This window comes from Fodinibius sp. AD559 (assembly GCF_052712805.1).
Map to the genome: position 1 here is coordinate 226,421 of NZ_JBQPVW010000006.1, position 11,821 is coordinate 238,241.

The 11,821-nt window shown below is 41.6% G+C and carries 9 protein-coding genes; 4 read left to right on the forward strand and 5 right to left on the reverse strand.

Annotated elements, in window-relative coordinates:
* Positions 1-421: 421 nt before the first annotated feature.
* On the reverse strand, positions 422-2,020 hold the full coding sequence (locus tag ACQ4LT_RS12310) for a histidine kinase dimerization/phosphoacceptor domain -containing protein (RefSeq protein ID WP_445666355.1): 1,599 nt from the start codon (positions 2,018-2,020) through the stop codon (positions 422-424).
* Positions 2,021-2,385: 365 nt separating this feature from the next.
* Here ACQ4LT_RS12310 and atpD point away from each other — a divergent pair, with 365 nt between their 5' ends.
* Together atpD and atpC are read left to right on the forward strand one after the other, a co-directional pair.
* Positions 2,386-3,888, forward strand: a complete 1,503-nt coding sequence (gene atpD / locus ACQ4LT_RS12315) for a F0F1 ATP synthase subunit beta (protein WP_445666367.1) — start codon at positions 2,386-2,388, stop codon at positions 3,886-3,888.
* 17 nt (positions 3,889-3,905) lie between these two features.
* Complete coding sequence (atpC, locus tag ACQ4LT_RS12320; RefSeq protein ID WP_445666356.1) at positions 3,906-4,325, forward strand: ATP synthase F1 subunit epsilon; 420 nt, start codon at positions 3,906-3,908, stop codon at positions 4,323-4,325.
* Positions 4,326-4,397: 72 nt separating this feature from the next.
* Here atpC and ACQ4LT_RS12325 read toward each other — a convergent pair whose 3' ends face one another.
* The 4 genes from ACQ4LT_RS12325 to ACQ4LT_RS12340 are packed head-to-tail and all read right to left on the reverse strand — an operon-like array spanning position 4,398 to position 9,663.
* Positions 4,398-5,489 carry a hypothetical protein gene (locus ACQ4LT_RS12325; protein ID WP_445666357.1) on the reverse strand — a complete coding sequence of 364 codons (1,092 nt, stop codon included), beginning with the start codon at positions 5,487-5,489 and terminating at the stop codon, positions 4,398-4,400.
* Between the two features lie 41 nt (positions 5,490-5,530).
* Entirely contained in the window at positions 5,531-7,843 is a 2,313-nt protein-coding gene (locus ACQ4LT_RS12330) for a penicillin-binding protein 1A (protein ID WP_445666358.1), read from the reverse strand.
* Positions 7,843-8,628, reverse strand: coding sequence for a UDP-2,3-diacylglucosamine diphosphatase (locus ACQ4LT_RS12335; RefSeq protein ID WP_445666359.1), 786 nt, complete (start codon positions 8,626-8,628; stop codon positions 7,843-7,845). Before ACQ4LT_RS12335 ends, ACQ4LT_RS12330 begins: the two co-directional genes overlap by 1 nt.
* Positions 8,629-8,643: 15 nt before the next feature.
* Entirely contained in the window at positions 8,644-9,663 is a 1,020-nt protein-coding gene (locus ACQ4LT_RS12340; RefSeq protein ID WP_445666360.1) for a polyprenyl synthetase family protein, read from the reverse strand.
* Between the two features lie 287 nt (positions 9,664-9,950).
* Here ACQ4LT_RS12340 and ACQ4LT_RS12345 point away from each other — a divergent pair, with 287 nt between their 5' ends.
* Positions 9,951-11,240, forward strand: a complete 1,290-nt coding sequence (locus ACQ4LT_RS12345) for a glucose-6-phosphate isomerase (RefSeq protein WP_445666361.1) — start codon at positions 9,951-9,953, stop codon at positions 11,238-11,240.
* A gap of 3 nt (positions 11,241-11,243) precedes the next feature.
* Positions 11,244-11,821, forward strand: a 578-nt coding sequence (locus ACQ4LT_RS12350; protein WP_445666362.1) for a deoxynucleoside kinase, incomplete at its 3' end; no start/stop codon positions are given.

Genomic DNA, 11,821 nt, shown 5'->3' on the forward strand with positions numbered 1-11,821 from the left:
TTATGTAATGTACTACGAAAAGTTAAAAATGAAAGCTTTAGTTTTATCTTAAAGAACCAACTTTGTTATTAAGATGTTCCGCATTGAGTAAATAATTACATCTTTTAATGGTTGTTCAGATATGATAGATCTCTATAATATTTTTTAAAGAAGAAATAGAGAGTAAGCAAAACAAATATAAGCATATAAATGCAAAAAAATGCAAGGAGCTACACTGTTTTTAGTATTTTAAAAAATGTATAAGTGTTCTGTTTGTTTTTGCCCCGTCTGAAAGTTGGGATTAAATTTTCTTCTGGAGTGGAACGCCACATATGTATTTTGACGAGTTTTATGTGGCTTATAATCATGAACGTTGGAATCGCTGAATAGTTAATGATTACAATATCACATGCAATAAATGGTGGAAAGTGTAAAAGAAGTTTTAATTCTGAAATACTAAATTAAATGTTGTACCCTCATCTTGCTCACTTTCGATGGATAGATCAGCTTTAAGCTGCTTGGAAAATTTTTTGATAAGTGTCATTCCCAGTGACTTTGGCTTTATTGTTTTCCGATCTTGAGGGAGTCCCACACCATTATCACGGATGTAAATATTTATCTTGTCATTCTTTACCGTACTTCCAAGCTCAATAAAACCATCAGATATACCATCAAAAGCATGTTTATGAGCATTAATTAGAATCTCGTTGATAACCAGACCAAGAGGAATTGATTGTGACATTTCCAGCCGTGCATCCTCGAGATTGAACTTGAGATCGATGTCAGCATTTTTATTGACAAATGATTGATGGGTAAGATTGGCAATTCGCTGGATATATTCTTTCATGCTAATATTAGAGAATGACTCATTTTGATAAAGGGCTTCGTGAGCCAATGCCATTGACTTAATGCGCGATCGTGCGGTTCTGAATGTACTGTCATTCTCAATTTGTGAGGAGTTTTGTTCCTGCAATTCCAACAAAGCACTAACCAAAGCCAGGTTATTTTTTACCCGATGATGAATTTCCTTGAGGAGAACTTTTTTTTCATCTAATGAAACCTGTAGCTTTTTCTGACTTTCATGAAGCTGACGGGTTCTGTTTTCCACTTCCGATGTTAGCTGTTGGTTCCATCCTCCAATAAGTTTAAAGGCGCCATATCCTGTTACTATAATAATGCCGATAGATATCCACGAAATAATTTCGAAAGACTCCAAAGCATTAACCACATCAATAACGGTAGCTGTTTTCTGTTCCGTCATCACCTCTTGAACTCGTAGCTTGCCCAGGTATTTCCCCGAAAAAATAAATAGGGCAAGCGCTCCAGTGATTGATCCTACTGCACCGGCCACCCATTTTAAGGACAAACGGGAACGATCGGGCAGTGAAAAAAAGCGGCTCTTTAGACGTTCAACTGCGGGAGTGAATAGCCATAATAACGGACCTGTTATTAAGATAGCCTGAATAAATGAACCGCTCCACCAGCTCTTCCAGATCATCAGGGTTTCAGAAGCCGAAAGTTGATGACTAAAACTCCAGATAAAAGAACCCAGAGAACTTGCGATAGAAGCGATAAACATAATAGAGATAAAGAACGCAATGCTCTTTAAGCTGCGTAGATCGTAGGCGATATTAAATCCCTGATATGCCATGGCACAGATAGCTACCCCTAATACAAATGCAATTGCAAAAACGAGTGCCCAACCCCAAGGCATGCTTGAATGAAATGCAATAATGAAAGAGCATAAAAAGATGGGAATAAATCCCCACTCAAAACCAAACCAGAAAAACAGCAGCAGTCCCAAAATTAGTGCCGGATTAAAAAGGAAAAACTTAATGATGTCGGCGCGGCCGTTAGATACTGACATCCATTCATTAGGCAGTAGAGCGATGGTAGCATAGAGTGTGCCGGCAATAGCAATAATCCACATCGTCAACATTCCCCAGACGCGAATATTTGTAAGTGAATAACGCGAAAGTAGAATATCAAATGTTAACGGCTTCCAAAGTAAGTTAGAGCTTTGTTGATCCGTGTTATTCATGATAATGTTATATCCAACTAAAATTATTTTCTGCCACTAACCTTAGTAAAATGTAAGAAATCAGCAGAACATTAAAAATTTCTAATATTTATTAATAAGGGTATGGGTGCAGGTTGGGCAGGGGCTAAGTATGATAGATAAGGTTTAGAATTTTTAAAGGATCAAGGTGGGAATTCTAAAGCGGGGTTGTTTTACTTGACGTATAAGAAATTTTTCTGTCAAAGTTATTGGTATATAATAAAGGTATGATTTGACTTTCATTTGCTCGCAAAAAGCCCTAACTTTTGCCGCTTCTTATGTGGTAGGAAATTTACATTTCTTTCCGACAAGAAATTATCAAAAGTTAACTCATTAGAACTAAATAAATAATGAAGAAAGGAACCGTTGCACAAGTGATTGGGCCGGTTGTGGATGTTGATTTCGATCAAGGCGACATTCCCCCGGTACTTAATGCACTTTATATCGAAAGAGAAGATAAATCTAAACTCTATCTGGAAGTTGCTCAGCACCTCGGCGAAAATCGTGTCCGTACCATTGCGATGGACTCTACCGACGGATTGGTTCGGGAGATGGAAGTTGTTAATACGGGATCTCCGATCTCGATGCCAGTAGGTGAGGACATCCTCGGGCGTGTATTTAATGTGGTAGGTGAACCTATTGACGGAATTGAGCCTCCCAAAGGAGATCAACAATATCCTATCCACCGATCATCTCCTGATTTTGAGGATCTCGCCACATCTACAGAGATGCTCGAAACGGGAATTAAGGTTATCGATCTTCTTTGTCCATATGCCAAAGGTGGAAAAACAGGCCTTTTCGGTGGTGCCGGTGTGGGTAAAACGGTTCTTATTCAGGAGTTGATTAATAATATTGCCAAAGGTCACGGTGGTCTTTCGGTTTTTGCCGGTGTTGGTGAGCGTACTCGTGAGGGTAACGATCTTATCCGTGAGATGCTCGAAGCCGGTATTATTGATTATGGTGAAGAATTTAAAGAGTCTTTTGAAAATGGAGAGTGGGATCTTAGCAAGGTAGACAAAGATGCTTTGAAAGATTCTAAAGCTGCTTTTGCCTTCGGGCAAATGAACGAGCCCCCTGGAGCTCGACTTCGTGTAGCACTTTCCGGATTAACACTGGCCGAGTATTTCCGTGAAGAAATTTCTCGAGACATCCTGCTCTTTATTGATAACATTTTCCGATTTACGCAGGCTGGATCCGAGGTTTCGGCACTGCTTGGACGTATGCCATCGGCGGTAGGTTATCAGCCAACATTGGCTACTGAAATGGGTGACCTGCAGGAGCGTATTACTTCTACGAAAAATGGTTCTATTACATCAGTACAGGCTGTTTATGTACCGGCTGATGACTTGACTGATCCCGCTCCGGCAACGACATTTGCTCACTTGGATGCAACGACGGTATTGAGTCGTGCGCTTACACAGATTGGTATTTATCCGGCTGTAGATCCACTGGATTCTACTTCTCGAATTCTTGATCCGCATATTGTTGGTAAAGAACATTATCAGACGGCACAGCGAGTGATCGAAATTCTTCAGAAGTACAAAGATCTGCAGGATATTATTGCTATCCTGGGTATGGATGAACTTTCGGATGAGGATAAAACGGTTGTGTCACGAGCTCGACGCATTCAGCGATTCTTGAGTCAGCCATTCTTTGTTGCTGAACAGTTTACGGGTCAACCCGGTACGTATGTGAATGTTGAAGACACTATTCAAGGCTTCAAGAAGATTCTTGACGGTGAGCTCGATCACTTGCCGGAGAAAGCTTTTTACATGGTTGGTACCATTGAAGAAGCAGAAGAAAAAGGCGAAGAATTGCTGGCCGAGGAAGAAGCTGAAGCCGCAGAATAATAAGAGGTATACAACAAATGAACACCTTTAGTGCTCAAATATTAACTCCGGAAGGTTCTATCTTTGATGATGAAGTAACCGGAGTACGAGTCCCCGGAGAAATGGGGAGTTTTGAAGTTAAGACGCTTCACGCCAATATTATTTCTTCGCTTGAAATCGGAGAAATACTGGTTCGCAAAGCCGCTGGCGGCGAACAGCATTTTGCTGTGACGGGTGGCTTTGTAGAAGTGGTGGATAATAAGCTGACATTGCTTGCCGAAGCTGCTGAACCGGTTGAGGAAATTGATGTTGAGCGAGCCAAGCAGGCAAAAGAGCGTGCAGTAGAGCGTCTTGAAGCTGACGATAAAGAGATTGATAAAGATCGGGCAAAAAAGGCACTTAAACGTGCAGAAAACCGAATCAAATTATCGGTCGATATAGGAGTAAATACCCAGTAGTTCTTACTATTTTGATAATTTCTTAAAGGCGATCTCTGCATGGAGGTCGCCTTTTCTATTTTAGGCACATCTTTATTGGGGTCTTAGAAACATATGTTGACTGGCGGTGTGTAAATCACGCCAACATCTATTTATAATGGAATCAGGATTGATGGCTGACATACCTAAAAGTGGATAGAGATTTTGTACACAATGGAGAGCTGTTTGGCATGATTGCCGAGATTGGACAGAAACCTTATTTGCAAGGTCATCGTTAAGGTGTTTGGATTTTTGCAGTTTTTGCCAAGACTGTTCTACGGTTTTGTAAACAGCCTCTTTGGCCTTATTAAATTGCTGGTGTGAATCTTTAAATCTTGTCTGTAATGATTCTGGAAGGCCTTTAAGTTCTGTTACTTCATGTTTGGACAGCAATATTTGTTTGGCTTCATCCCAAAAGCGTCTGGCTATTCCAAGCATTGAAATAGCCAGTGTACAGTGGGCAAATGCTTCAAATGGATATTGGTAGAGCACTCCATCTACGTGAACGGAATCCGGCGAAATGGCAAATGTTCTTTTCTTTGGGATCTGCACACCCTGTATCGCAAAATTGTGACTTCCTGTACCTTTGAGTCCAAAACTATTCCATGTTTTTTGTATCTCAATTTCATCGGGATAACATGCAATAGCCTTTGTAACAGGGGCCCCTTCTTTCTGTTGTATTTTTCCACCCGTCGTAATATAGCAGGTTGCCGTAATTAGGGTAGGGTGATTAATACCGGAAGCATATTTCCATGATCCATTTATGTGAAAACCAGCGTTTGTCCTTTCTGCTTTTCCACCCGGAAATCCCGAACCGGCAATAAAGGTATTCTTTTGGCTGAAAACAGAGCGAGCAAACTCTGGTATCATGAATGCACCAAAAAGACCCGCACCGGAAGCGAGGGTAAGCGTCCAGCCCAAGCTTCCGTCAATCCAGGAGGTTGCCTCAAGCCAGGGCAGGGCCTCGGGTAAATTGCACTGTAATCCGTCGTACTGCTGGGGGACAAAAAGATCCAAGAGTTTCTTTTTCTTGAGAATATCTAAGGCTGATGATGTTAGCTTTTCTAAATCATCAGATCGGTTGGCCTCTTCAGTAAGATCAGAGATCTCCTGTTCGGAAAAGTAATCCGAGATATTAATGGCCATATAAAACGAGGTTAATTCTTTTAATACTTAATACTAAAACTTTACCAACCGATACGGCCGGTGCCTGTTTCATTACTTTCGGCACTATCGGGATCTTGCGGCATTACAAAACCAGGGGGAGATTCGAAAGCGTCATAGCTCCACGGGGCTTTGGGGTCCGATGTAGCTAAATTGATAAATTTACCGACAATGGGAAGTGCAGAACGTGCTCCCTGACCAATATATGTATCCTGAGGAAAACGAATCATACGGTTCTCTCCACCAACCCATGCCCCCATCGTGATGTGGGGCATCATGGCCATGAACCAGTTGTCGGCACTATTTTGAGTGGTACCGGTTTTGCCGGCTACATCCTGACGAACACCGTAAACATTGCGCAGGCGAACACCCGTCCCGTAATAATCCTCACCACCGCGAATAACGCCCCGCATCATATCCACCATCATGTACGCCGTTTCGGGACTAATAACCTCTTGCTGGTATTCGGGATGAAATTCTTTAATGACGTTTCCTTCTTTGTCTTCAATACGCGTAACGGCAATGGGATCAATGTGGACTCCCTGATTGGCATAAGTAGTATATGCGCTTACCATTTCAAGCAGAGAAACCTTTGCCGTTCCGAGGGCAATAGAAGGATAGGCGGGAGTTCCAGACAAATCAATACCCAAGTTAGAAGCCATCTGCTTAATTTTTCGTGCAGCAGGTTTCAACTCTTCCAGTTTATTGGTTCCGGGGGCTCCGGCCAACTCAGGTAAAAGTCGAATAGTAACGTTATTTAAGCTGCGGGCCAGAGCTTGACGCAGGGGTACCATTTCGGGCCCTGAAGGAATTTCAGGATCTTTAGGCTTCCATGCATCTCCCGACCGGTCATAAAACACACTGGGATATTTGGAGAATTTGTGATAGGGTTTGTAGCCATTGTCGATTGCTACCGTGTAAACAAAAGGCTTAAAAGTAGATCCGGCTTGTCTCCGTGATTGGTAGACATGGTCGTATTGGACATTACCGTAATTGGATCCGCCCACCCAGGCTAACACATTTCCGTTATTGGGATCGATACCCACAAATCCGGCTTCGAGTCGCGTTTTAGCACGCTTTACGGAATCAACAAAGGCAGAATCAGCCATCAGCGTATCAAAAACTACGGATTCCTGGTCGGTATTATACTTCGAAAACGCATTTTTATAGCGATCCGTATCACGGATAAATTCGCGTAAAAAATTAGGGTGCTTTTGCCAAAATTCATCCATATACTCCCCGTTGGGTGAAGTCCATTCATCTTCATATATGGTTTGCAGAGAATCCAACTTCGTACGAAGCGCCTGTTCCGCGTAACGTTGCAGCCGCGAATCGATAGTCGTATAAATTGTTAATCCATCGGTGTTTAGATCATATCCATTTTCTTTTAGCCACGGATCAACTTTCTGGCGTACATACTGGCCGAAATAACGGTTTTGTTGTCCCGATTTTGATGGTGGATGGTAATCAAGAACTATAGGTTCCTGCCGCAGCTTATCATAAACCGCATCACTGATAAATCCCCGTTTATTCAGTAGAAAAAGAACCGTATTGCGTCTGTTTTTAGTATTTTCGGGGTGAATACGCGGGTTGTATGTATAGACCATTTGCAGCGAACCTACCAGTGTGGCTGCTTCCGATACTGTTAAATCGCTTGCACTCTTACCGTAATGGGTTTGCGCTGCAGACTCAATACCAAAAGCACTATTAGGAAATTCTACCGTATTGAGATACATCTCAATGATTTCACGCTTGGTGTAGTTTTGCTCAATTTGAACAGCAGTAATCATTTCCCGCAGTTTACGAACAACAGAAAATTCCCGACCAATTTTCTTATAGAGGTTCCGGGCCAGCTGTTGTGTAAGAGTGGAACCTCCTTGAACACGCCCATTTATTAAATGCCAGGGAATAGCCAGGGTACGTATCATATCGATCCCCCAGTGATTGTAGAAACGGTGATCTTCGGTCGCAATAAGAGCATCAATCACGTTAGGAGATATTTGCTCGATAGGCGCATACGTACGATTTTCGGTATAGTAGCGGTCTAATACTAGACCATCACGGCTTTTTAGTTCAGAAGCAACGGCCGTTTGGGGATTTTCGAGTTGATCAATGGAAGGAAGTCCCTGGGACAGATAAATGGTAAAGCCAGTAGTTGCCAATATGATAATACCTGCAGCTGCACCGACCCATCGGAGAAGCTTTTTGGGGATTCCATTATTATCAGGCGATGATTTTTTGTTGCTATCACCGTTGCGTTCTTGCGCTTTTTTTCGCCGATAATTAGGATCGTTAAAATAACGATCCATGTCATTGTCGTGGTCTGAATTGCTCATTAATAGCTGCTGGTTTCAAATGGTTTTAACGTCTGTAACTCTGGCTCCCAATAAACGAGGGAGATGCCATCATTATTATAATAGGCCATTGTATGATGGTTATAAAAGGTACCCAAATTTATATAGGTTCCGAAAGGAAATTGTTTCTGTCGGGGAATATGATCGTGACCGGATAAAATAATTTCTACCTCAGAATTTTTCAGCTGGCGTTTGGCCCAGTTGTTTAATTGCTCTTCTTTTCGGGAATCCCAATCCATTTTACGGGTAATACGCGAAAAGTATTTCATGATTGAATTTCCTGCTTGGGGGGGGAATATCATTTGAAATAGCTTCACAAATAACCGGCTTCGTAAAAATCGATGCATCAAGGGTCGCTTCAGCTTATATTTAGGATCGTTGAGCCCATCGCCGTGTAGCATTAATATCTCTTTATCGTCTGAATTAAAGTGGTATTGTTCATGAATAAGATAAAATCCCCGATCTTTTAAATGATTGCGGGTCCAATTGTCGTGATTGCCGGTAATATATAAAGTAGGCCCCAATTGATTATTAAAGTCCTCAAATCGGTCAAGAAGCTTTTTACTGAGTTTGGGGACAAAACCGGGATATTCCATCCAATAATCAAAAAGATCCCCTAACACAGCCAGTCGAATACCGTTCCGCTGGCAGTAATTAATCAGCTGGATAAGCTCAGCCTCAATACGTGCATTTTTGGTGTTTGTAAATCCGCCCAGATGGATATCCGAAATAAGTAAAAGGGGCGGTTGCAGAGCGGGGGTATCCATTGTTAACTCAAGCGATTATTTCTTTCGCTCAATGATAAAGGTGATAAGATCTTCAAACGATGTTCTTTCCGGAGATTCGGGTAGCGTAGAAAGTTCATCAAGTGCTCGCTTAGCATACTCATTCATAATGGACCGGGCGTAATTTATTCCTCCTTTGTCATGAACAAACTGCACAATTTCCTCAATCTCATTATTGCTTTTTTTACGTTTACGCATTAGGTGACGCATGCGGATTGTTTCAAAAAAAGAGGCGTTATCAAGGGCTTTGATAAATGGAAGGGTCACCTTGCGTTCCCGTATATCGTTTCGTTTGGGTTTACCAATATCATCGACGCCGTAGTCGAACAGGTCATCCCGAATTTGAAAAGCGATGCCGGTATTCATCCCGATATCGTGCATCTTTTGATGAATCGCGGGATCGTCGGAGGTAGATGCTGCGCCACATTCACAACAAGCAGCAATGAGACTTGCTGTTTTTTCAGAGATTACTTTAAAGTAATATTCCTCGTCCATGTTAAAAAGACGGGCTGCTTTAAACTGTCGCAACTCACCCTCGCTCATCTTTTTAACGGCATCAGAAAGTACTTTTAACAGCTTGAATTCTTCATATTCCAAAGCGGTAAGTAATCCTTTTGAGAGTAGATAGTCTCCAAGGAGAACGCTGGCCTTGTTTTTCCAAACTTTGTTGATGCTTAGAAATCCGCGCCGTACTTCTGCATCATCAACAACATCATCGTGGATGAGGGTAGCAGTATGGAGCAGTTCAATCATTGTTGCAGCTACATAACTGCGCTCATTTACATCACCAAAAAGTCTGGCTGACATAAATACGAGCGTGGGGCGAATTTCTTTACCCTTTTGCCTCAATAGATACTGGACAATCTTATCAAGAAGAAATACATCGGTACGGAGCTCATCTCTATAAAAGCTGCGAAACTCAGACAGACTGTCTGACACAGGATTTGTAATCTGCTTCAGTGTTTTTTTGTCCGTCTTTTTAAATTTTGTGACTTCTTTTAGTTCAGTATCAATCATTTACCTAAGTAGCAGGCTTAAAATTGTTCAAAAAAAATGCTGATTTTAACTATCTGAAAGCTCGCAATGATTTAGACCTAATATAGCTGTCTGGGATGACCTTCTCCACAATGAATTTTAGGTAAAATTATTTTAAATAGCAGCTGATATAACATAGTCTGTGAAAAATCTGGAAATAGAATAATAACTTGAATTTTAACAATTAATCAGGTTTTATACTCCATCAAATTTTTTAGTTTACCCCGATCAGTTAAACTGCACTCAAGACACCTATAAAATACATTATAATGATTGAGATTAATACCAGCCGGGCAAAAAAGTTTTTAACTGAGGATAAATTTAGTCAGGCTTATAAGCAGGTTGAAAAAGCTTTTGAATTAGTTCAACAGGGTAATGGCGAAGGAGCTGAATGGTTGGGATGGAGAGATTTGCTTGCTGATCCCAATGATGCTATTCTCGAACAGATAGATAGTTTGGCGACGAATATTCGTGAACAGGCAGATGTTTTTATCATATGTGGGATTGGTGGATCTTATTTAGGGGCACGCGCTGTTATTGAAGGGTTGAATTCCTTTTTTGGAAACGACGGACCTGAGATTATTTTTGCCGGTTATCATATGAGCGGTAAATACTTAAAAGATTTGATTGGTTATTTGGAGAAACCTACCAAGGAGGGAGAGACCAAGAGTGTGTTCTTAAACGTGATTTCTAAATCTGGAACTACCCTTGAGACAGCTCTCTCTTTTCGGGTGCTTCGCACGTGGATGACCAAACAATTTCCAGAAGATGTTGACGACCGGATCATTTGTACTACAAGTAAAGAGGGAGGAGCACTTAATGAACTGATTGATCAACACGGATACAAAAAATTTATTATTCCTGATGATGTAGGCGGTCGATTTTCGGTGTTGACACCTGTGGGACTATTTCCAATTGCAGTGGCCGGGATCGATATCAGGACGCTCTTTTATGAGGCGGTTTCAAAATATGAGGAGCTGGAAGAAAATCCAGGACAAGTTCTCGATTATGCGGCAACAAAATTCGCGCTATTTAATAGTGGCAAAACCTTGGATGTGTTAACGACTTTCGAGCCTCAATTAGAAGCCTTGGGTGGATGGCTGCAACAACTACTGGGCGAAAGCGAGGGCAAGCAAGGTAAGGGCATGTTCCCGGCCACGGCTATCTATTCGACTGATCTGCACAGCATTGGTCAATTTATCCAGCAGGGGACCCGCAATATGATGGAAACGTTTATCAGGGTGAAATCAGCAGAAAAAAGTATTACGATAGAAAAGTTTCCGGGAAATCACGATGGACTCAATTATTTATCGGGGCAAACATTCCATGAGATAAACACGCAAGCATTTAAGGGGACACTGCAGGCACACACAGATGGGGATGTTCCCAATATTGTTGTTTCGCTCGATAAATTGAATGCACAACATATGGGTGAGTTTATCTATTTTTACGAATTGTTGACGGCTGTTTATTGCTATTGCTTAGGGGTCAATCCCTTTGACCAGCCGGGCGTAGAAGATTATAAAAGAGAAATGTATCAACTATTGGGAAAACATTAGGGTATGACGGATAATATTACAGAACAACTTGACGAAGCAGAAGAAGATAATCTTAAATTTATTTCTATTGCAGGAAACATCGGTGCGGGTAAATCTTCCTTAACAGGCTTGCTGGCAAAGCATTTTGGATGGGAACCCTTTTACGAATCAGTAGATGATAATCCATATTTATCCGATTTTTATGAAGATATGCGGCGGTGGAGTTTTAACCTGCAGATATACTTTTTATCCAGCCGGTTTCGCCATCAAAAAGAGATGCTGGAGCGTCAAGGGCGTTTTGTGCAGGATCGAACGATTTACGAAGATGTTGAGATTTTTGCCAAAAACTTGCATGAGATGGGATTGATGAGCGACCGCGATTTTGAGAACTATGAAGCGCTCTTTCAGGAGATGACGAATTACCTTCAAGAACCGAATTTGCTTATCTATATTCGCGCGCAGGTTCCTACCCTCGTCCAACAAATTCAGCAACGGGGAAGGGATTATGAAAACACAATCCGTATAGAATACCTTGAGCGTTTAAATAGGTTGTATGAAGATTGGATTCAGCGTTATCCCCATGAGAAGCTTATTATTGATAC